This is a genomic window from Bacteroides sp. D20, assembly GCF_003436255.1.
In the GTDB taxonomy this organism is placed as follows: domain Bacteria; phylum Bacteroidota; class Bacteroidia; order Bacteroidales; family Bacteroidaceae; genus Bacteroides; species Bacteroides uniformis.
The window spans coordinates 1-22122 of sequence record NZ_QSOO01000008.1 but is presented as its reverse complement, the minus strand read 5'-3'; the positions used below and the strand labels follow the sequence as shown (position 1 = coordinate 22122).

The following is a 22122-nucleotide window of genomic DNA, read 5'->3' as shown; positions in this document are numbered from 1 at the left end:
AATAAATCATATTAACTAAAATGGCAACATTACAAAACATTCGGTCTAAAGGACCTTTATTGGTGATTGTTATTGGTTTGGCGCTGTTTGCTTTCATCGCAGGTGACGCGTGGAAAGTGCTTCAGCCACACCAGTCACAAGACGTAGGTGAAGTGAACGGGGAATCAATTTCCGCTCAGGATTTTCAAGCATTGGTAGAAGAATATACAGAAGTCATCAAGTTCTCCAGTGGCAACAGTGCATTGAGCGATGAGCAGACAAACCAAATCAAAGATGAAGTATGGAGAACATACGTCAATAATAAGCTGATTGAAAAGGAAGCAAAGAAACTCGGTCTGGTTGTATCGAAGGCTGAGATTCAGGCTATCATTAATGCCGGTGTGCATCCGATGCTGCAACAGACTCCGTTCCGTAATCCTCAGACCGGTGCGTTTGATAAGGATATGTTGAAGAAGTTCTTGGTGGACTATTCAAAAATGAATAAGGCACAGATGCCTTCACAATATGCAGAATACTATGAATCCATGTACAAGTTCTGGTCTTTCCTCGAAAAGTCCCTTATCCAGGCACGTCTTCAGGAGAAGTATCAGGCTTTGATTACAAAATCTCTTTTCTCCAACCCGGTAGAAGCTCAGGACGCTTTTGATGCAAGAGTAGAGCAGTCAGACCTGCTGCTTGCTGCAGTTCCCTATTCTTCTATCGTTGACTCTACCATCGTTATCAAGGATTCCGATTTGAAAGCTGCATACGACAAGAAGAAAGAACAGTTCAAGCAATATGTGGAAACTCGCAATATCAAGTTCATTGATGTGCAAGTTACTGCAAGTGCAGAAGACAGAGCTGCTCTCCAGAAGGAAATGGAAGAATACACCGAACAACTTACTGCCAATCCTTCTGACTATACTACCTTCATCCGTTCTACCGGTTCCGAAGCTCCTTATACAGACTTGTTCTACACTACTAAGTCTCTGCCTGCTGATGTGACAGCCCGTTTGGACTCTGTTGCGGTGGGTGGTGTGTTCGGGCCTTATTATAACGTATCTGACAATACCCTCAACTCTTTCAAGAAATTGGCTACTGCTGCCATGCCGGACTCTATCGAGTTCCGTCAGATTCAGGTAGTTGCCGAAGATGCTGAAAAGACGAAGACTTTGGCCGACAGCATCTACAATGCTATTAAGGGTGGTGCCAGCTTTGCTGAAGTTGCGAAGAAGTACGGTCAGACCGGTGAGCCTACCTGGATTTCTTCTGCTAACTACGAAGGCGCACAGATTGACGGTGACAACTTGAAATACATTACCGCTGTCACAACTTTGGGACAGAACGAACTGACCAATCTGGCGTTGGGACAAGCAAATGTCATTTTGCAAGTAACCAACAAGAAGGCTGTCAAGGATAAATATAAGGTAGCCGTTATCAAGCGTCCGGTAGAATTCAGCAAGGAAACTTACAGCAAGGCATACAATGAGTTCAGCCAGTTCATCGCTGCAAACAATACTTTAGAGAAAATGATTGCCAATGCGGAAGATGCTGGTTACAAGTTGCTGGATAGAGCCGATTTGTACAGCTCTGAACATGGTATCGGTGGTATCAGAGGAACCAAAGATGCTTTGAAATGGGCGTTTGAGGCAAAAGCCGGTGAAGTTTCTGGTTTGTACGAATGTGGCGAGAGCGACCGTATGCTGGTAGTAGGTGTTGCAAGTATTGTTCCTGAAGGTTATCGCCCACTGGCTTTGGTAAAGGACCAGTTGAGAGCTGAAATTCTCCGTGACAAGAAAGCAGAGAAGATTATGGCTGATATGAAGGCTGCCAATGCAACTTCGTTCGAGCAGTACAAGAATATGGCAAATGCTGTCAGTGATTCTGTAAAGCACGTTACTTTCTCTGCTCCTGCCTATATCCCGGCATTGCGTAGTAGCGAACCTCTGGTAGGCGCGTACGCTTCTATTGCTGAAGTGAACAAGCTGAGTGCTCCTATCAAGGGTAACGGTGGTGTATTCGTTCTGCAACCATATGCAAAAGAGAAGCTGAACGAAACATTCAACAAGGAAACTGAAGAGGCTAACTTGGCTAACATGCATGCACGTATGGCAAGCCAGTTCATCAGTGACTTGTATATGAAAGCCAACGTAAAAGACCAACGTTATTTATTCTTCTAAGAATAGAAAACCCATATTGAAAAGCCGTCCGGTACTTCCGGGCGGCTTTTTCATTGTCTGTACATTTCATTTTCTACACTCTCCGTTGTCTTTGTGCAACTTTATTCCTACCTTTGCATTTTTGAAAGAGTTTTGTTTTAATGAAAAACGATATGCAGAAACGACCTCTATTGGGCTTGACGCTCGCTGAATTGCAGAATGTGGTGAAGAATTTGGGAATGCCCGGTTTCTCTGCCAAGCAGATAGCTTCCTGGCTGTATGACAAGAAGGTGGCTTCTATAGACGAAATGAGCAATCTTTCGTTGAAGCATCGGGAATTGCTGAAAGAAATCTATGAGGTAGGTGCCGAAGCGCCGGTAGATGCCATGCGCTCTGTAGACGGTACGGTGAAATACTTATACCGGGCAGGCGAGGGACATTTCGTGGAAGCTGTCTATATACCCGACGAAGACCGGGCTACGCTTTGTGTCTCCTCTCAGGTGGGCTGTAAGATGAACTGCAAATTCTGTATGACCGGCAAGCAGGGCTTTACCGCCAATCTGACATCCAACCAGATTATCAACCAAATCAGTTCGTTGCCCGAAAGGGACAAGCTGACCAATGTGGTAATGATGGGCATGGGCGAACCACTTGATAATCTGGACGAGGTATTGAAAGCGCTGGAAATAATGACCGCCTCTTATGGATATGCGTGGAGTCCCAAGCGTGTCACCCTTTCTTCAGTGGGATTGAAGAAGGGCTTGCAGCGTTTTATTGGGGAATCGGACTGCCATCTGGCTATCAGCCTTCATTCGCCGATACCTTTGCAACGTCGCGAGCTGATGCCGGCAGAGAAGGCCTTCTCCATCACGGAGATTGTTGAATTGTTAAGAAACTATGATTTTAGCAAACAGCGCAGACTATCTTTTGAATATATTGTTTTCAAAGGAGTGAATGACTCGTTACCGTATGCAAAGGAACTTCTGAAGTTGCTACGTGGGCTGGACTGCCGGATTAACCTGATTCGTTTTCATGCCATACCTGGAGTGAATCTTGAAGGGGCTGATATGGAAACCATGACTGCGTTCCGTGATTATCTGACTTCGCACGGTCTGTTTACCACTATACGGTCATCGCGTGGAGAGGATATATTTGCTGCTTGTGGCATGTTGTCCACTGCCAAGCAGGAGGAGAATAAAGAAGAATTAATATAAATTATTAACTTAGGTAGGGAGGATATTACGCATTCTTCGTAGCTTTGTGAAAAACTAAAATGATAGAGATATGAGAAAGCACTTGTTTTATTTGAGTATGGTTCTCGTACTGACGCTTTTTTCCGCTTGCGGTGGTGGTAAAAAGGGTGTGTTTACTCCGACCTCCAGCGGTCGTGCGTATGAAGTTCTGGTAGTGGTGGAGCCCGGCTTGTGGGAACGTCCTGCCGGTAGGGCGCTTTTCGATGTGCTTGATTCTGATGTTCCGGGGCTTCCCCAGTCAGAACGTTCATTCCGAATCATGTATACTGCCCCTTCCAATTATGATGCCACTTTAAAACTGATTCGCAATATCATTATTGTCGATGTGAACAAGGACCTCTATACCCAGCCTAAATTCAAGTATGCAAGGAATGTATATGCTGCTCCTCAGTCTATTCTCACTATTCAGGCACCGGACGAGGCTTCGTTCGAGAAATTTGTGGAGGAGAATAGGCAGGTAATCATCGATTTCTTTACCCATGCGGAAATGAATCGTCAGATTTCAGTATTGAAGGACAAGCATAGCGACTATATAGCAACGAAGGTGAAAAGCCAGTTCGATTGCGATGTATGGGTGCCGGGCGAACTGACATCTACCAAGGAGGGTGAGAACTTCTTCTGGGCAGGTACGAATGCAGCTACCGGCGACCAGAACTTTGTAATCTACTCTTATCCTTATACGGATAAGGATACGTTTACTAAAGAATATTTTGTTCATAAACGCGATTCCGTGATGAAGATTAATATCCCTGGTGCCCGTGAAGGCATGTATATGTCGACGGATTCTCTGATGACCGATGTACGCCCCATCAGTGTGCAGGGAGACTATGCACTGGAGGCCCGCGGCTTGTGGCGCATAAAGGGTGACTTCATGGGCGGTCCGTTCGTATCGCATGTACGTTTGGACAAGGCCAATCAGCGTATTATCGTATCTGAAATATTTATTTATTCACCTGATAAAATGAAACGTAATCTGGTACGTCAGATGGAGGCTTCGCTCTATACCTTGAAACTGCCCGGCAGCAAGCAGGAAGGTGCGGAAATTCCGGTAGGCGTAACCTCAAAAGATACTACTAATAATAAGTAATAAAAATGGAAGACAACAAAATAAGAGTCGGCATTACACAAGGCGACATTAATGGTGTAGGGTATGAAGTGATTTTAAAGACGTTTGCAGACCCGGTGATGCTGGAATTGTGCACGCCGATTATCTACGGTTCGCCTAAAGTGGCAGCTTATCATCGTAAATCATTGGACTTGCCTACCAACTTCAGTATCGTCAACTCCGCCTCCGAAGCGGTTCCCAATCGCTTGAGTGTAGTGAACTGTACGGATGATGAAGTAAAGGTTGAGTTCTCTAAACCTGACGTTGAAGCTGGTAAAGCTGCACTTGGTGCACTGGAAAAAGCCATTGAGGAATATAAGGAGGGAATGATAGACGTGATTGTCACAGCTCCCATCAACAAGCATACCATCCAGTCGGAGGAGTTTGCCTTCCCCGGACATACGGAGTATATAGAGCAAAAATTGGGAGATGGCGAGAAGGCCCTTATGATTCTGATGAAAGATGACTTCCGGGTAGCATTGGTGACCGGACATATTCCCGTTAAAGAGATAGCCGGAAGCATCACCAAAGAACTGATACAAGAAAAACTGAAGATATTCAACCGCTCCTTGAAGCAGGATTTTGCTATCAGCGCACCGCGTATTGCAGTGCTTTCGCTGAATCCGCATGCAGGAGACGGCGGATTGCTGGGAACTGAAGAGCAGGAGATTATCATTCCGGCCATCAACGAAATGGCTGCTAAGGGTATGCTTTGCTATGGTCCTTATCCGGCAGACGGGTTTATGGGCTCAGATAACTTTACCCATTTTGATGGTATCCTGGCCATGTATCACGACCAGGGGCTGGCACCGTTCAAGGCATTGGCTATGGACGAGGGCGTGAACTATACTGCCGGCTTGCCGGTGATACGCACTTCGCCTGCTCATGGCACGGCCTACGATATTGCCGGGAAAGGAATCGCCTCTGAAGATTCATTCCGGCAGGCTATCTATGTGGCAATAGATGTGTTCCGTAACCGCCAGCGTGAGAAAGAGGCACATGCAAATCCGCTGCGCAAGCAATATTACGAGAAACGTGACGATAGCGACAAACTGAAACTCGATAGTGTAGAAGAAGATTTGTAGAATGACAAAAGCGGAAATACAACAAGTAAAATTACGTTTCGGCATTATCGGCAACAATGAAGCGCTGATGCGTGCCATTGATATCGCTATCCAGGTAGCGCCCACCGACTTGTCTGTACTGATTACCGGAGAGAGTGGTGTGGGAAAGGAGAGCTTTCCGCAGATAATACACCAGTACAGCCGGCGCAAGCATGGACAGTACATTGCCGTGAACTGTGGAGCCATTCCCGAAGGGACGATTGACTCGGAACTGTTCGGTCATGAGAAGGGCGCATTTACCGGGGCTATCGGCGAACGGAAGGGGTATTTCGGTGAGGCCAACGGCGGAACAATCTTCCTTGATGAAGTCGGCGAATTGCCTTTGCCTACCCAGGCACGCTTGTTGCGTGTGCTCGAGAGCGGTGAATTCATCAAAGTAGGTTCTTCTAAGGTGGAAAAGACCGATGTGCGTATTGTTGCCGCTACCAATGTAAACTTGACACAAGCCATTGCTGACGGACGTTTTCGTGAAGACTTGTATTACCGTTTGAACACAGTTCCTATTCAGGTCCCTCCATTGCGCGAACGCGGTGAAGACGTGGTGCTGCTGTTCCGAAAGTTTGCTTCGGACTTTGCAGAAAAGTACCGTATGCCTGCCATTCAGCTGACGGAAGACGGCAAGCAAGTGTTGCTGGGCTACTCATGGCCGGGTAATGTGCGCCAGTTGAAGAATATCACCGAGCAGATATCCATCATTGAGACCAATCGTGAAATCAATGCATCCATACTGAAGGGCTATCTGCCTGAGCAGAACAATATGCAGCGCCTGCCTGCCTTGTTTGGAGTGAAGGAGGACAAGAGCTTCGGGAGTGAACGGGAAATTCTCTACCAGGTTCTGTTTGATATGCGCCAGGATGTAACGGACTTGAAAAAGCTGGTGCATGAGATTATGGCTGAAAGGGGAACGGTAGCCAATCCGGCGGTTGCCACATCGGCCTACTATACGCCGGCTACTCCGGCGGTGGTACCTCCGGTAACATCCAGTGTCCCCACCATTATACATCCTTCGGTAAAGCCGGTTACTCCGGTGGACGATGATTTCCAGGATACGGAAGAATATGTGGAGGAGTCACTCTCCCTGGATGAAGTGGAGAAAGAAATGATACGTAAGGCGCTTGAAAAACATCACGGCAAGCGTAAGAGTGCGGCTCAGGATTTGAATATCTCTGAGCGTACGTTATACAGAAAGATAAAAGAATATGGATTGGATTAAAAAAGCGGCATTTGCTTCCTTGTTGGTAAGCTTGTTATTTCTGGTGAATTCATGTAGTATGAAGTTGGGACTTGCTCCGATAAGCTCTATCGACTATACAAAGGTAAAAACGATTTCCATTGCCGATTTCCAGAACCGGGCAGAGTATGTATATGCACCGCTGGCAACAGAATTTAACCAGAAAATGAAGGATATGTTCATTCAGCAGACTCGCCTGCAACTGGTGAATTCCGGAGGAGACCTGGAAATAGACGGAGAAATAACCGGCTACAATCAATATAATGAATCGGTGGATGCCAGCGGCTACTCTTCGAAGGTGAAGGTGACGCTGACTGTCAACGTGCGCTACACCAATAACACGAACCATGAGGAGGACTTTGAACAGCAGTTCTCGGCTTTCCAGACCTATGATTCCTCAAAATTGCTGACCGAAGTGCAGGACCAGCTGATAACCTTGATGGTGAAAGACATTGCCGAACAGATTTTCAATGCAACTGTAGCTAACTGGTAAACTCATGACGCCTACCCATTTGCAACAATGGATTCAGCATCCCGAGACGCTGAATAGGGATACTTTGTACGAGCTTCGCACATTGGTGGCACGCTATCCTTATTTCCAGTCGCTCCGTTTGCTCTATCTGAAAAACCTCTATCTGCTGCACGACATCAACTTTGGCGCGGAGTTGCGCAAGGCTGTGTTGTATGTGGCAGACCGTCGTGTGCTGTTTTACTTTATAGAGGGTGACCGCTATACTTTGAAATCCCGGAAGGTCTCGTCGCTGTTTTCCGGCGATTTGGAGAAAGAGCCGAGTGTGGACCGTACCCTTTCCTTGATTGACGCATTTCTGGCTACTGTTCCCGAAGAGCATTCACAGCATACGGAGCTGGATTATGCGGTGGATTATACGGCCTATTTAATGCAGGAAGAACCCGGTGTGGATGCAGAAGATGAGTCGGAAGTGCCTAAACTGCGCGGGCATGAATTGATAGATGACTTTATCCAAAAGAGTGAGTCTTCGGATGCCTCGGATACGAGAAGGGAGTTTCTTGTAGAGAAGGAGGAAGAGACTGAAGAAGAGGAAGAACCCTCAGTATCGCCGGTAACGGAAGAGTTGGACGATAGCTGTTTTACGGAAACTTTAGCCAAAATCTATATAAAACAGCACCGATATGACAAGGCGCTTGAAATTATTAAAAAATTAAGTTTGAATTATCCAAAAAAAAATGCTTACTTTGCAGACCAAATCAGATTTTTGGAGAAATTGATTATTAACGCTAAATCAAAATAACAAAATGTATTTATTATTAGTTATCTTAATGCTGATTGCATCTGTGCTGATGTGCTTCATTGTATTGATTCAAAATTCTAAAGGAGGTGGTCTGGCATCAGGCTTTTCATCATCCAACCAAATTATGGGTGTGCGCAAGACTACGGACTTTTTGGAAAAAGCAACCTGGACTCTGGCAGCTGTCATGGTAGTCTTCAGTATTGTTTCTGCTTACACTATTCCTTCTTCCACAGGCAAGGGCGGTGATGTGATTCTGGAACAGGCGCAACAAGAAGAAAAAACTAATCCTTATAACATGCCCGTAGGTACAGAAGCTCCGCAATCGGAGGCCCCTGCAGCTACAACTCCGGCTGAAGCTCCTGCTCCTGCAGCAGAAGCCCCTGCAGCAGAATAAGATAAGGATATTGCGGATGACTCCCGCTTGGAAAAATAAGAGAAAGGTTGATACTGAAAAGGTGTCAGCCTTTTTTCGTTTTGATGAAGTATTTATTTACCTTTGTCAGTAATTTATGCAATCTGATTAATAAATTGAAATCCAAATAGTACAATGACAGAACAACTCAAACTTAAATTGAATGATTCCAAGGCTACCCGTTGGGGGGCATTGGTGATTGTTGCCTTCACGATGATGGCAGCTTATTATGTAAACGACGTGGTAGCACCGTTGAAGACAATGTTGGAAACGGACTTGGCTTGGTCGAGTACCGACTTCGGATTCTTTACCGGTGGTTATAGTTTTCTGAATGTTTTTTTCCTGATGTTGATTTGGGGAGGATTAATCCTCGACCGCTTTGGTATCCGTTTCACCGGAAAGCTGGCAACTATCCTGATGGTAGGTGGTACAGCACTTGAATACTATGCAATGACGGGACTTGCCGGTGCCGACGCGACTTTATTCGGAATCAATGAAATATTTGGCTATAAAACGGGTGTGTTTGTTGCTTTTGCCGGTTATTCCATTTTTGGAGTAGGAGCGGAGGTCGCCGGTATTACAGTTTCCAAAATCATAGCCAAGTGGTTTAAGGGGAAAGAGCTTGCCACGGCTATGGGGGTACAAGTTGCTTTAGCACGTATCGGTTCGCAAGCCGGTTATGCCGTAGCCATTCCTTTGGCCCGTGCTTTCGGTATTTCCACACCGGTGTTGTTGGGTTTGGTTCTGTTGTTGGGCGGTATGATTGCTTTCTTCATTTTTGCAGTGATGGACAAGAAGCTGGACAAACAGATGGAAGCTGCTGCCATTGCTGCCGGTACGGAAGATGAGGAAGAGAAGTTCTCTTTTAAGGATGTGAAGAATATTCTGGTCAATCCCGGTTTCTGGCTGATAGCATTGCTGTGTGTATTGTTCTACTCTTGTGTATTCCCATTCCAGAAGTTTGCTTCCGAGTTGATGATTATCAAATACGGTATCAATGAGAATGTGGCCGGTACATTTGCCGGACTTCCGGCATTGGGAGCGCTGATTCTGACTCCGGTCTTTGGTGGTTTCATTGACAAGCGGGGCAAGTCCGCATCTATCATGCTGCTGGGCTCGGCCATGCTGATATGTGTGCATTTCATTTATGCTATTCCCGATATAAACTATTGGCTGGTAGCTATTGTGCTGATGATAATTTTGGGTATCGCTTTCTCGCTGGTACCTTCTGCCATGTGGCCGGCTGTGGCCAAGATATTCCCGGTAAGCCAGTTGGGTACGGCATACGCATTGATTTTCTTTATCCAGAATATCGGTCTTTGGGGTATTCCTACATTGATAGGGTGGGTGCTTGATGCCTATTGTATATCCGGCAAGAAACCAGATGGAACGAATATGTATGACTATACGGTGCCTATGTGCATTTTTACCGGTATTGCCTGCTTGTCCCTTATAGTGGCTCTACTGCTGAAGAAGGCAGACAAGAAGTATGGTTATAAGCTGGAAGAGCCTAATATTCAGAAATAATAGGAAAAGCGGATACCGTATGATGGAAATACCCGAAGGAAAAGTAAGTCTGTTGGACGCTGTTCCGGTCCGCTGTGGACATATAACAACCGAATGGGAAGGTGAGTGCGCCGTACTCGCCTACCCACGGTTTAAATACGAATGGATGCGTCGTTTTTTATTGCCGAAGGGGATGTCTCCTGACATCCATGTGAGGCTGGAAGAACACGGTACAGCTGTCTGGAATCTGATAGATGGACATCGTACCGTGCGCGAAATCATCTCTCTACTTGCCAGGCACTTTGGGGAGGAAGAGAATTATATTCCCCGGGTCACCGCCTACGTAATGCAGTTGCGTAAGGATGGATTTATCCAGTTGACAATCCGGAATTAGAATTCCTTTATTCCCTATCCACTTTTATCAATCCTCCCGTTGCCGTATCAAACAGCACTTTGATGGTAGAATTCTTGTTGAACAGTACCGGTGCGAGGTATTCTACGGTGCCGAATTGGGTAATGGGAAGTTGGTCGTCAAACAATTTCTTATTGTTATACATCAATGTCACTTGTGCCTTGCCCGGAAGGTTATAGGCTACACCGTCCACTTTCTTTTTGCCTTCCTCGGTGGCAGATACATCGGGACTTTTGAGGTCGGTGACGCTGATATAATACGGTTCACCGGCAAGGTCATTATTGGCCACCACTCCCAGCTTTCGGGAAAAACGGAAAGCCACCTCATCTTTCATCTCTTTAGGCGTCAGCCGGATGGTGAATGTCTTGGGTTCTTTCTTTATTTTGCCCGAGAACATTTCCGTCATAGCCGTTTCCTGCTGGTTCAGATTGTCAAGCATCAGCTTGAGTTGGGCGCCGTCCTTGGGCATATTGTCTGCTTCGCCGCGCAGGAGGGCATTCTTGCTTTCGCGGATGCTGTATATTTCCTTGGCCACCAGCTCGGCCATCTTGGCACTGGAGTTGGACATCAGTATTTCTTCCGTCAGAAAACTGCGTGGGTCAATGCTGCTTTCGGTGGCTTTGGCTTCGGGCGTCTTGGCAGCAGGCTTACCGCTGAACGGAATGTTGATGGAGCGGACAATTCCGTCTTCGGTAAGCTCCATAAGGGGTGCTACGGTCTTGTCTTTCATCTTCACGAAATAGACGTTGTCCTTATCCGGTACACCGGCTATGCGGGTTTCTATCTTATCCAGTGTCCAGAACTCCTCGGGTTCGGCAGACACGTTGTTGAGACGCAGATAGCGGTCGGCATATCTGCAAAATTCTCCGGGAGTGTAGGTATGCTTGGTGGCTTGCAATACGATTTCTATTTCTGTTTTGGGTAACATATAGGTCACTCCGTAGTCTTTGCCACGCATCACACCGGTGGTTACGTCTGTTTGCGCCAGGGCAGTGGTAGACAAGAACAGAGCTGAGAGCATCAATATATTCTTCTTCATAATGTACATTCGTTTAGACTGATTTAGCTAAGGGACAAAGTTAATGAAGTTATCTTTGCTAAATATTGCTTTATAAATTATTAACAGAGCTGACGAACTGTACGCAAACCGGCATGTCGACTACAATGTCCTGATGAGTATCTTCCAAGAGTCCGGTAACTTCGTTTCGTTTGTATACCTGAATGACATTGCTGTCGCGGCAGGCGGCAAGCAAGTATTTACCGTTGGGCGTGATGTTGAAGTTGCGGGGATGGATGCCGGTGGGCTGATAACCTACCTTTGCCAAGGTCCCATTTTCGGGATTCACGGCAAAGATGGCGATGCCGTCTTCTTTCAGACGGTTGCTGGCGTAGAGGTATTTCCCATCCGGACTGAGGTGGATGTCTGCACTTCCACGGGCGGCTACGGTGTCGGCTGTGATAGTCTGTATCTGTTCCAGGCAGCCGTCGTCGTAACTGAAGGCAATGACCTTACCGGACAGTTCGGTGATGAGATAGGCAAACTTCCCGTTAGGGCTAAATGTCAGATGGCGCGGGCCGGAATCTGCCTCAATGCCAACGGCTTCCAGAGAAGCATGAGGAATAGGGTTGTCGGGGTGCATCACAAAGCGCAGGATGCGGTCGGCACTGAAGTCGGTGGCGAAGATATACTTTCCGTCCGGTGAAAAGACCGTGCAATGGATGTGGGGAGTGGCTTGCCGTATGGCGTCGGGACCGGTGGCAGAGCCTTGAAAGAGCGTGTCTGCAGGAGCCAAAGTGCCGTCTTTCTGTAAAGGAAAGACGGACATGGTTCCACCGCTGTAGTTGGCAGTCAACACTTCCCGGCCATTGGTGGCCACGTAGCAGGGGTCGGCGCCGAAGGTGGGAACGGTGTTCAGCAGGCGCAGTTCTCCCGTTTCCCGGTCTAAGGAAAGGGAGCTGAGGGCTGCTGTGCTGTCGTTCATTTCACTGACGGCATAGACAAATTCGCCATCTCCCGAGGGGACGAGGTAGGAGGGATTGGGCAATGCCGCTGAACTGAGCGGAACGGCTGTTCCCGTCTCCTGATTAAAGCGGAAGGTATAGATACCCTTGCTTGAGCCATTCGTGTAAGTACCTATTAGCATGGCGAGTTCGTCCTGGTCACCGTTAGTGCCCTTTGGAGAAGAGCCACATGCTGTCAAACCTAATCCGAGCATACAGAAAAGAAGTGTTTTCATTAATTTAATGTGTTAATGTGCCAATATGCTAATGTGCTAATTGGCTGCGCTGTATATGCTGCATGGTCATTGGTACATTAGCATATTGGCACATTAGCACATTAAAATTTAACTTCGGCAATACTGACGCGGTCATCGTTCAGCACGATGCGGAGGTCGCTGGCGGTAGTGCCTTTGAACGGATAGGAAATCAGTTTGCCGTATTCGCTGACGGTGCCCGAATATACGGTGAGGAACTGTCCGCCACCGCCCGAGAGCTGGATTTCGAAGGTTGCCGGCAGGTTGTTGTCACGTGTAAAGGCAATGGCAACTTTATCTACCTTGGCTCCGTTCTTCAAGGCAAAGGTAATATAATCTCCCTTATTTCCTTGCCATGCGGTATTGATTTTTTCGTCGAGCACGTTTTCGGCATCCTCTGGGTTGGTGCTGGCACTCACACGCTTTGCTGGTTTTTGGGCTTCAATGGCTTTGGCACGGGTCTGGTAGTCTTCTACGGTCAGCGTTCCGTTCAGGCGGATGTCTTCGGAAGAGGCGCCGGCCATGAGCACGAAGTCGCCGGGTTCCACCACCCATTTCATGTCGGCGTCCAGAAGCTCCAGGTGCTTGCGGTCGATGGTGAAGGACAGCTCCTGGGCTTCGCCCGGTTCGAGGTGGATGCGCTGGAAGCCTGCAAGATTCTTTTCGTAGGTGGTGATGCTGCTCAGTACGTCGCGGATATAGAGCTGCACTACTTCATCTCCGGCACGTTTGCCGGTGTTGGTCACCTTCAGGCGGACGGTGGCAGACTCGTTCGGGGTGATGACTCGGGGGGTGATGTCGAGGTCGGAGTACTCGAAGGTGGTGTAGCTCAAGCCGTAGCCGAAGGGGTAGAGTGCTCCGTTGATGCGTGACATGTTGCCCGTAGGTCCCGGATTCTTACCGCCGTCTATCTGTGAAGAAGGCTTGCAGGGGAAGTTGAAGGGGATTTGCCCTACGGTCTTGGGGAAGGTCACCGTCAGCTTTCCACCGGGGTTGTAGTCGCCGAAGAGGATGTCGGCCAGGGCTGTTCCGCCTTTGGAGCCGGGATACCAGGCTTCGAGGATGGCGGGGACGAACTTGTCTGCCCAGTTGATGGAGAGCGGGCGTCCGTTGATGAGTATCAGTACGACGGGCTTGCCCGTGGCTTGTATGGCTTGAAGCAGTTGCAACTGCCGGCCGGGCAGGTCGAGGCTGGTACGCGATTTGTTTTCGCCGCAGGTGCGTTGTCCGCCGCCCAATACTACGATGGCAACATCAGCTTGACGGGCATTTTCTACGGCTTTGTCTATCTCGGCTTGTTCGTCGTCGGTCAGCGGATAGTCTATGATTTCACTTTCGGGCCAGTGGGCGTCCACCAGGTCGCAGCCTTTGGTGTAGAGCACCTCTGCCTTGCCTTTTGTCTTTTCTTGAATGCCTTCCAGCACAGTGGTCACTTCTACGGCAAGTGGGCCGTAATGGGTCAGCGCGTAGCCTTCTTCATTGGCATTGGGACCACAGACGGCAATCTTCTTGGTGGAGTTGATGTCTAAGGGCAACAGCTCACCGGCATTCTTCAGCAGAACGATGGACTCGCGGGATGCCTGCAAGGCGATGGCTTCGTTCTCTTCTTTTTCCACTTCACGGTCGGCACCGGCAAGGTCTGTCTGGTAGGGGGCATCGAACAGACCGATGAGGAACTTTACCCGGAGGATGTCGCGCACACGGTCGTTAATGACTTCTTCGCTCAGTCCGCCTTCCTTCACCAGTTCGCGGAGGGGAAGGACGAAGGAGTCGGGCGAGCGGAAGGTACAGCGTACGTTCAGCCCGGCTTCCACGCTTTGGCGGACGGCTTCTTTCATGTCTTTGGCGGTGCCGTGCTTGGTGTAGAGGTATTCTACGGCGTCACTGTCGGATACGACGTAGCCACGGAATCCCATTTCGCCACGCAGGCGGGTGGTGAGCCAGTAGTAGCTGCCCTGTACGGGGATGCCGTCGTAATCGTTGTACGAACTCATTACGCCCAGCATGCCAGCTTCCCGGATGACGCGTTTGAAGGGGTAGATGTGTATGTTTTCCACTTCGCGCGGCGACATTTGCGGGTCCACGCGTGCCATGCCTTCGCGGGCGCCTTTGTTGTTACTGTAAGCGGCAAAGTGCTTGCCGGTGGCGGCCACTTGGTGGTTGTGCTGCAAGCCGCGCACCATTTCGATGCCCAGTTCGGCTACGAGGTAGGGAGATTCGCCGTAAACTTCTTCGTAGCGTCCCCAGCGCTGGTCGCGTCCTACGTCGAGGATGGGGGCGTAGACGTTGGTGTAGCCCAGCATGCGGGCTTCGCGTCCGGTGATGAGTCCTACTTGGCGAATCAGTTCACGGTTCCAGGTATGTCCCAGTCCCAGTTGGGTGGGGAAGTTGGTGGCGCGGTAGCTTTCCACGCCGCGTATGCCTTCGTTGGTAAAGTCTACGGGGATGCCGAGACGGGTATCTTCCACAAAGAACCGTTGCACCTCGTTCAGTGCCCAGGCGTGGCGCGAGGCGGGCCAGACGTAGGCATTGTCCGAGGGAGGCAGCCCCCATTGCTGGAAGCCGTTCAGGTGTTCGTCGATGGCGCCGATACCGTCTTTCCAGAGCAGCTCTTTCCATTCGGGGGTGGGGAGGTCGTCTTTCAGTACGCGTTTGTAGCCGTAGAGGGTGACCACTTGGCAGGTCTTTTCGTCCAGCGTCATCTGTTGCAGCAGGTTTTCGATGCGTGCTTCGAGCGGGGCGGAGGGGTCTTCGTACACGTCTTTCACTCCGTTTTTGTTGAAGTCTATCCAACCTTTGCGGTACATTTCACTTTTCACCGGCTTGTAGGTTGCCGGTGTTTTGGCAGGCTTTTGTGCGCAGAGCAGTGTGCTTCCTCCAAGCAGCAGGGTTAGGGCAATAAGGTTCTTCATGATATGTTCTAAAAATCTCTTGGTTATTATTGTTTCTTTTGTTGACAAAAATACGGCTAATGTGTGAAATAAAGGGATAAAATAGTCCGAAGTATCGGCTTTTATTGTCCGAAGGGTCTTCCTCTTACTAAAAATATCCTCCAAGACGCTACCGGGGAATTCAAATCATTATTAGACGAAACATATCATTCACTTTTAAAAAGAAAGAGAGAACACTATAATAACCTGAAAAGTAGATGCAATCGCGGTGTATACAAGTATTACGGCTACATCTGTTAAACGAGGGTGTATTTATATAATAGGAATCTGTTGACGGAATTGTTGCTTGTACGGAAGAACTTTCTTTTCAACCTTGGGATGTCTAAACCCAACCTTGGTTTAGACATCCCAAGGTTGGGTATGGAAAAACCAAAGTTTGGGATAGATTGCTTCCTTAATTCTTTCCGGTTTTTCAGTTAACTTCAGAGACTTTTTCCGTTAACTTCCCATCTCTTTTGTGCAAATATCCATTACAGAAGATAGATATTCCCTCTTGCAGGGGGTAATTCCGTCAACGGATACTGGCTTTGGTAGCTGTTTGAACATTGATGACAATGGGGTGCACATATTCTATGTATGGAAGATTATTGTTTTTATCACGAAAAGTCAGTATTAGCTAATATTTGTAAATATATGGTGATTGCTAATAAAAGAATATGTATCTTTGGGCCAAAGAAAGCGGTAGAGGATGAAAAATAAAGTAGCATTTATCCCTTTTTCACCCTCCCTACTTAGCAATGAGTTACGCAATCTTTTAAATTTCAGACCGTTACAAAGTCATGGGGTTGACTGGATTTGACAGCGGGCAGAAATGGTAAGTAAGCATGCAGTGCGTCGTTGATTTGCACTTTAATCTCAGTCCTCAAAATTTTATCTGGCGAAACTCGTTACGCTCTCGCTGCTTAATCGAAGTATAGTAGATTGAAGCTTAATCCCGGCACCAGGTGCTGGGACGTGACATCACTCGGAAGCTGTTGCTCCGAAGCATTCCGATAAAGTGGTGCAGTCAAATCGGGGATAGTTCGTGTCAGCCTCGTGGCGCGGGTGAAAATTTAGAGGATAAGGCAACGGTTGATGGCTTTGGTTCTGCCGCTGCACGAAAATTTAGGCAAAGATAAGCATGTAGAAAGCTTATGATTTCCTCGTTTGGACGAGGGTTCGATTCCCTCCAGCTCCACTAAATATTATAAACCGCTTATTTATAGCGGTTTATTTATTTAATAAATGTCTATTTCTATTATATAAATGTCTGTTTTTGTATGTGGTTAGTAAATCGTCAAACTATTAACAACAAAAACAATGTGAAATGGGAAGAAGACAAATGGCTATTGTGTTGCCTCATTTGGTCGACAATGGTGGTGACTTATCGAAAGATTGGTTTGTGGAATACTCTGTCAGAGATCCATATACCGGAAACATGAAGCGATTTCGAGAGTATTCTGGATTTAAAAAACTGAAATCTGCCGAAGAACGCTATGAGTTGGCCAATACTATTATTGCGAAATTGCGAACGAAGATGGAAGAAGGTTGGTCTCCATTCGGTCGTGAGAAGGTGACGTATGAAGATGCGTTGCTTGTGCAGAAGTATGCCGAACGATGGGGCAGGGAGAAAGAGAGTGTTGTGACTATCCGTACTCACCTTTCCGAGTTCCTTTTGAGGAAAAAAAACAGTGTTACAGAAAAGTCTTACCAAACTTATCGTTCAAAACTTCGCATATTCTGCGAATGGACTGAGCAATGCAGGCTTGATGCGGTACATGTGGGTGTCATCAGCGAGGAACATGTATGTGAGTTCCTTCGTTGCATTGCTGAAGATGGTAACTTGAGTAGGCTTACGATTCAGAAATATGCCCAAATTCTTCATGCTTTTTTTGACTATCTGATAAAAAAGAAACTATTGAAGAATAACCCTGTGTCTAACATCCCCAATATCGGTATTGTGGTGGACAAGGCTCCACGTCCTATTCCAGAACAAGAACGTACAAAAATAATTGCTGTCATGCGCAAGTACGATCCTCAGTTGTTACTTGTCTGTCAGTTGGAATATTATTGTGCCATTCGCCCTAACGAATGTCGCTTGTTGCAAGTAGGAGATGTAGACTTTGAAAACAAGGTAATAAGAGTTCCACAAGACAAAAGCAAGAATAGGCAGACAGAACATGTGTGTATTCCCAGGCAATTATATAATGCCATGTTGAAGGCAAAACTGAATGAATACAATCGGGATTTATACTTGTTCGGTGCGAAGGGAGTTCCTGGCGTGAAGCCATTAGGAAAGAATAACTTCAGAAATCGATTCAATGCATTTCGGAATAGGTTGGGATTGTCAGCTGAATACAAATTGTACAGTTTCAAACATTCGGGTGGGGTAGAGTTGGTTAATGCTGGTGTTGACACATGGGAGTTACAGCGGCACTTCCGACATAAATCAATTGATACAACCGAACGGTATGTCCGCAAGAATTTTGCGATAAATAGTGATAAAATAAAGAATCATTTCCCAGATATGTAGATGCGTATTATATTAGGAGGCTAATATTAGCCTCCTACGCTCCTACAGTCCTACATATTATCTTCCATATATTCTTTCAACCGATACAACCTGTCAATCGCCGGATTGTAGAACGGGTCCGGATAGTGCTGGTTTATGTCGCAGATGTTGGCGTGGACGTACATGGAGGTGTCGATGATGTGTTCCGACTCGCTTAATGTCACTTCCTTGGGCAATTGGGTTGTTTGTGCCCATTCGATTATTGCCTTGACGGATTCCTCGTCGTAAGCATATTTACTTTCTTCTGCCATAGCTACTTTATATAATCATTTATAATTGAAAATACGCGTCGTTCGCCATATCAACGGCATCCTCCAGACTGCCGCCACTTTCTTCCACAAATGCGACTATCGCATTTATGAATTCATCAAAGGAGGCAACACCCTCACCCAAAGTCCTGGCATTGTATTCCTCCTCTGTAAAACCTATATTCTCTATCAATTCCGTTTTCATTGAAACAAGCAAATACCGTTTCTTTTATAAATATGAAAAGCCCCGACGGAAGCCGGGGCCACTTATCAAATGAATGATAAGTAAAACTACTACAGCAACAAAGGTATGTTTTTTCTACCACATAAACAAATTATAACTCACCCCACCACCGACATAAAAACCACCCGGATAGCCATATCCTACCTGCAACCCTAATCCCCAGCGCTTCTTCTTCGACTTGACAACCACCGGATGATAGATATCATTCGTCACCGTCTGATACACAGTCTTCGGATACACCATCATACTATCCAGCCGAGGGTCAACATATCCACTTACCACAGCCCGATACGAGCTGTCTGAATACACTACTTGTCGGCGATGGAGCAAGGTATCACCTATCCGTGTCGTATCATCCGGCACGAAACGCCAGAACACAGCCATCGGTGCAGAGATAAGCATCGTATCTACCTTGACAACCGTCTTTATCTTCGTCTCTACACGAACTTCAGCCGGAGGCTGCTCATGCGGACGGAACCAAACCACTATACAAGCAATTGCCAGCAGTACAATTAATATCCACGGTAACTTTTTCATTCCTCGAATCTCAAATCATTAATCCGATTCATCCAACCTCTCTTAAATTTATTGTTCGCCGGACGTTTTTTGCATATATCCTCGATGAAATCGAACCGTGCAATCTTGATCTGGTCGAACAACTCACGCGGGTTCCTGGCATTCACCGCAGCAAGTGTCTTAGGACCTACTATTCCATCCACAGTAACACCAAGCAAACGTTGAGGAATCTTTATTCCGTGTGCACCGGATGCCCACACCCAATCGACAAGGATATTTGCTACGGACTGGCTTGTTATCAAATCTGCCTTCCATCTGTCCCAATAATGCGGCTTGAGCACCCGTTTAACGACATCCTCACGGGTAAGCAGATGCAGGTCATCCACGTCTATATCACCGTCACCGTCCTTGTCATAGCCGCATGACTTCCACGTACCGATAGTCACCCCCATATTCGTAGCACCTCCAAGGTCTGCCGGGTCATTCACGAAACCGCCTTCCCACTTTAGGATAAACGGTGCAAGTTGATTCACATTCGCCATTTCAATTTTCCTCCTTATTCAATTAATACCCATTTTGCGGTTCTCTATCACCGCACTTCTTTCTCTCACACCGTTTCAGTGCCAGTTCCAGTTTCAGGTCAGAATTAGTCTCCTTCAGTGTAAACAGCTCATCCTGTGCCTTACGGAGCCGGTCAGTCTGCTCCACAAACCGCTGTTCCTTCTCCGAAAGCTGCTTCTGCAGGAACTCGTTGTACTCCCGTAATGCCTTGAACTCCTCGACATCAGCATGTGCGTCCTCAATACGCGCATTGGTCTTGCGCGACATCCACCACTTAATAAGCTGCTTGATGCCCTCGATGCCACCGAGGGCGGTCACCAGCATAACCCAATCATTCATATCCATTTCACCAATTCATTTAATAATCTACTAATAACCATTTTTTGTCCGACACCGCACAAATGTACATCAGGCAAAATCAAACAAGTTGTTGAATTACAATTTTCCACTGACATTCCGTGACAGCAAAAGTAATTGCTTCCACAACCTTGAAAAAGGACATAAAAAAAGAGCTCGATGACAACGTAAGTTGCCACCAAGCTCTTGGTGTTTATATGCATTTCTACAAGCAAATACAGGAATTTATATTTGAAATCCGATTACTTATTGCATCCTTTTTAAATGGTCATCCAATGTTTTAGGATTGCATTTCAATTTTCTACAAATGGCAGCTTTAGAATATCCGTATTCAAGCATAGTTTTAATCAATCCTTCTTTGCCCGTCAGCTTGTAATGCGAGTTATGCCCACCCTTATGCCGCCCTAATTTCTGTCCTTCGGCAACACGCCTGGCAAGACCTTCTTTGGTCCGTTGCGAAATCAAATCACGTTCAATCTGAGCTGACAGACCAAAAGCGAAGGCAAGAATCTGAGACTGTATATTGTTACCCAACTCATACTTCTCCTTTACAGTCAGAACAGTGATTTTTTTTTGCATGAGAGTGTTTAGAATGCTCATCACTTCCATCAGACGACGCCCAAGACGACTAATTTCAGAGCAAATAAGGGTATCACCCTTTTTAAGTTTTTTCAGCAAAGCGCCAAGCTTCCGTTCTTTTGCAGACTTGGTACCGGATATGGTTTCCGACACCCATTTGTCTATTTGCAGTTCTCTTATCTTACAAAATTTCTCTATCTCAAATTTCTGATTCTCAACCGTTTGTTTATCTGTACTGACTCTAATATACGCGTAAATCATTTTTCACGCAAAGATATAAAACTCAATTACAAGGTAGAAAATAGCACATCCTTATAAGATGCCTATCCAAAGTTATCGGATTACATTGCAGCCTTCTACAAATGGCGGCTTTGGAATATCCGTATTCAAACATCTTTTTTATTAGCCGTTCCTTTCCAGTCAATTTATAATGGGAATTCTGAACACCTGGTTTTCGCCCAAGCTTCATCCCCATGGCTACCCGCCTGGCAAGTCCGGCTTTGGTTCTCCTTGATATATCTTCCCGCTCTCTTTGAGCAAATAAGACCTTTAAAAACGTATCTTGCACAGAATCTGAATCATCTTTAATAAGCTTGTCATCACGGATTTCCACAATATTGGCTTTGGCAATCAGACAATGAGATATGATAGCTATAACCATATACGCACAACGTCCAAGTCTTGAAAGTTCCGTAACATATATGGTATCGCCTTGGTCTATCGTATTCAGTATCTTACCTAATTTCCGCACATTGGGATGCCTGGCACCAGACACACTCTCTTCAATCCACTTATCTATAATGAGCCCCTTGCGCTTGCAATATTGCATAATCTCGTACCGTTGGTTTTCAACGGTCTGTTTTTCACTGCTGACCCGTATGTAACCGTAATTCATAGGATTCTGTTTTTCTCCTTTAAAAGTAAGAATTTATATGCAATTAATAAAGTATCGAACATAAAGTTTTCATAATCCGGAGGATTCGCCCCTTAAATGTACAGAAGTATGGCAGAACAAGATATTAAAGAAAATGAGATGACTTCAGTAAGTAGTGTGGACTATGTGCGAGGCTTGAAAGGTAAGGACAGCGTGCTTATCGCTCCCGGTGATTTGTTGAGTGCACTGTTTAAATATAGAGGTTCAATTAATGACGCTAATATTGCAACGAATACTGGTTATTATAGAATAAATAGCGGCATTCAGAACATGCCATATGATGGTTTTGGAATCTTGTTGGTGTTTAAAGCCCTCGATTACATATTACAGATATACAGTGGAGGTTCGAGAATTTTAGTGAGGAAAGCCAGTGGTGATAATGTTAGTTGGGGAGACTGGAGGTCAGTAACTCTTACCTAATCTGGAGGATTAATTGCACCCTTCTATTTCTTGCCGAATCCTTTGCCCCTTAAA

The 22122-nt window shown here is 46.5% G+C and carries 22 protein-coding genes and 1 other RNA gene; 13 read left to right on the top strand and 10 right to left on the bottom strand.

Features of this window, described 5'->3' with window-relative positions:
• Positions 1-20 precede the first annotated feature (20 nt).
• The 10 genes from DXD78_RS09945 (at position 21) to DXD78_RS09900 (ending at position 10434) form a co-directional block, all read left to right on the top strand.
• Positions 21-2159 carry a SurA N-terminal domain-containing protein gene (locus tag DXD78_RS09945; RefSeq protein ID WP_005831949.1) on the top strand — a complete coding sequence of 713 codons (2139 nt, stop codon included), beginning with the start codon at positions 21-23 and terminating at the stop codon, positions 2157-2159.
• Between the two features lie 152 nt (positions 2160-2311).
• Positions 2312-3352 (top strand): 23S rRNA (adenine(2503)-C(2))-methyltransferase RlmN, encoded by a 1041-nt coding sequence (gene rlmN, locus DXD78_RS09940; protein ID WP_008665254.1) that lies wholly within the window; start codon positions 2312-2314, stop codon positions 3350-3352.
• A gap of 70 nt (positions 3353-3422) precedes the next feature.
• Positions 3423-4478, top strand: a complete 1056-nt coding sequence (locus DXD78_RS09935; protein WP_005831945.1) for a DUF4837 family protein — start codon at positions 3423-3425, stop codon at positions 4476-4478.
• Between the two features lie 5 nt (positions 4479-4483).
• On the top strand, positions 4484-5581 hold the full coding sequence (pdxA, locus tag DXD78_RS09930; protein WP_005831943.1) for a 4-hydroxythreonine-4-phosphate dehydrogenase PdxA: 1098 nt from the start codon (positions 4484-4486) through the stop codon (positions 5579-5581).
• Position 5582: 1 nt separating this feature from the next.
• Positions 5583-6833, top strand: a complete 1251-nt coding sequence (locus DXD78_RS09925) for a sigma-54-dependent Fis family transcriptional regulator (protein WP_005831941.1) — start codon at positions 5583-5585, stop codon at positions 6831-6833.
• The gene (locus DXD78_RS09920; protein ID WP_005831940.1) at positions 6820-7344 is read left to right on the top strand and encodes an LptE family protein; all 525 of its coding nucleotides are present in this window, start codon (positions 6820-6822) and stop codon (positions 7342-7344) included. Before DXD78_RS09925 ends, DXD78_RS09920 begins: the two co-directional genes overlap by 14 nt.
• A 4-nt stretch (positions 7345-7348) precedes the next feature.
• Positions 7349-8122: a hypothetical protein gene (locus DXD78_RS09915; RefSeq protein ID WP_005831938.1), complete on the top strand. Its 774-nt coding sequence runs from the start codon at positions 7349-7351 to the stop codon at positions 8120-8122.
• A gap of 4 nt (positions 8123-8126) precedes the next feature.
• The gene (secG, locus tag DXD78_RS09910; RefSeq protein WP_009038088.1) at positions 8127-8516 is read left to right on the top strand and encodes a preprotein translocase subunit SecG; all 390 of its coding nucleotides are present in this window, start codon (positions 8127-8129) and stop codon (positions 8514-8516) included.
• 153 nt (positions 8517-8669) lie between these two features.
• Positions 8670-10061 (top strand): MFS transporter, encoded by a 1392-nt coding sequence (locus DXD78_RS09905; RefSeq protein ID WP_005832845.1) that lies wholly within the window; start codon positions 8670-8672, stop codon positions 10059-10061.
• Between the two features lie 19 nt (positions 10062-10080).
• The gene (locus DXD78_RS09900; protein WP_005831929.1) at positions 10081-10434 is read left to right on the top strand and encodes a PqqD family protein; all 354 of its coding nucleotides are present in this window, start codon (positions 10081-10083) and stop codon (positions 10432-10434) included.
• Between the two features lie 7 nt (positions 10435-10441).
• Here DXD78_RS09900 and DXD78_RS09895 read toward each other — a convergent pair whose 3' ends face one another.
• The 3 genes from DXD78_RS09895 to DXD78_RS09885 all read right to left on the bottom strand — a co-directional run bounded on the left by DXD78_RS09895 (position 10442) and on the right by DXD78_RS09885 (position 15619).
• Positions 10442-11491 carry a DUF4831 family protein gene (locus DXD78_RS09895; protein WP_034529662.1) on the bottom strand — a complete coding sequence of 350 codons (1050 nt, stop codon included), beginning with the start codon at positions 11489-11491 and terminating at the stop codon, positions 10442-10444.
• A gap of 70 nt (positions 11492-11561) precedes the next feature.
• Complete coding sequence (locus tag DXD78_RS09890; protein WP_009038091.1) at positions 11562-12689, bottom strand: lactonase family protein; 1128 nt, start codon at positions 12687-12689, stop codon at positions 11562-11564.
• A gap of 101 nt (positions 12690-12790) precedes the next feature.
• On the bottom strand, positions 12791-15619 hold the full coding sequence (locus DXD78_RS09885) for a beta-glucosidase (protein ID WP_009038092.1): 2829 nt from the start codon (positions 15617-15619) through the stop codon (positions 12791-12793).
• An 820-nt stretch (positions 15620-16439) separates the two neighbouring features.
• Here DXD78_RS09885 and ssrA point away from each other — a divergent pair.
• Positions 16440-16838, top strand: a transfer-messenger RNA (tmRNA) gene (ssrA, locus tag DXD78_RS09880).
• 126 nt (positions 16839-16964) lie between these two features.
• Positions 16965-18170 (top strand): site-specific integrase, encoded by a 1206-nt coding sequence (locus DXD78_RS09875; protein ID WP_117652701.1) that lies wholly within the window; start codon positions 16965-16967, stop codon positions 18168-18170.
• Positions 18171-18220: 50 nt separating this feature from the next.
• On the opposite strand, the gene DXD78_RS09870 is transcribed toward DXD78_RS09875, so the two are convergent.
• The 7 genes from DXD78_RS09870 to DXD78_RS09840 form a co-directional block, all read right to left on the bottom strand.
• Positions 18221-18460: a hypothetical protein gene (locus DXD78_RS09870; protein ID WP_117652700.1), complete on the bottom strand. Its 240-nt coding sequence runs from the start codon at positions 18458-18460 to the stop codon at positions 18221-18223.
• 19 nt (positions 18461-18479) lie between these two features.
• Positions 18480-18662, bottom strand: coding sequence for a hypothetical protein (locus DXD78_RS09865; protein WP_117652699.1), 183 nt, complete (start codon positions 18660-18662; stop codon positions 18480-18482).
• A gap of 114 nt (positions 18663-18776) precedes the next feature.
• Positions 18777-19238, bottom strand: coding sequence for a DUF6808 domain-containing protein (locus DXD78_RS09860; protein ID WP_117652698.1), 462 nt, complete (start codon positions 19236-19238; stop codon positions 18777-18779).
• Complete coding sequence (locus DXD78_RS09855) at positions 19235-19759, bottom strand: glycoside hydrolase family 108 protein (RefSeq protein ID WP_117652697.1); 525 nt, start codon at positions 19757-19759, stop codon at positions 19235-19237. Before DXD78_RS09855 ends, DXD78_RS09860 begins: the two co-directional genes overlap by 4 nt.
• Positions 19760-19781: 22 nt before the next feature.
• Complete coding sequence (locus DXD78_RS09850; RefSeq protein ID WP_117652696.1) at positions 19782-20123, bottom strand: hypothetical protein; 342 nt, start codon at positions 20121-20123, stop codon at positions 19782-19784.
• Between the two features lie 258 nt (positions 20124-20381).
• Positions 20382-20975: a master DNA invertase Mpi family serine-type recombinase gene (locus tag DXD78_RS09845; RefSeq protein WP_117652695.1), complete on the bottom strand. Its 594-nt coding sequence runs from the start codon at positions 20973-20975 to the stop codon at positions 20382-20384.
• 22 nt (positions 20976-20997) lie between these two features.
• Positions 20998-21609 carry a recombinase family protein gene (locus DXD78_RS09840; RefSeq protein WP_117652694.1) on the bottom strand — a complete coding sequence of 204 codons (612 nt, stop codon included), beginning with the start codon at positions 21607-21609 and terminating at the stop codon, positions 20998-21000.
• A gap of 108 nt (positions 21610-21717) precedes the next feature.
• Here DXD78_RS09840 and DXD78_RS09835 point away from each other — a divergent pair, with 108 nt between their 5' ends.
• Positions 21718-22068, top strand: coding sequence for a pyocin knob domain-containing protein (locus tag DXD78_RS09835; RefSeq protein ID WP_117652693.1), 351 nt, complete (start codon positions 21718-21720; stop codon positions 22066-22068).
• The last annotated feature ends 54 nt before the right edge of the window (positions 22069-22122 follow it).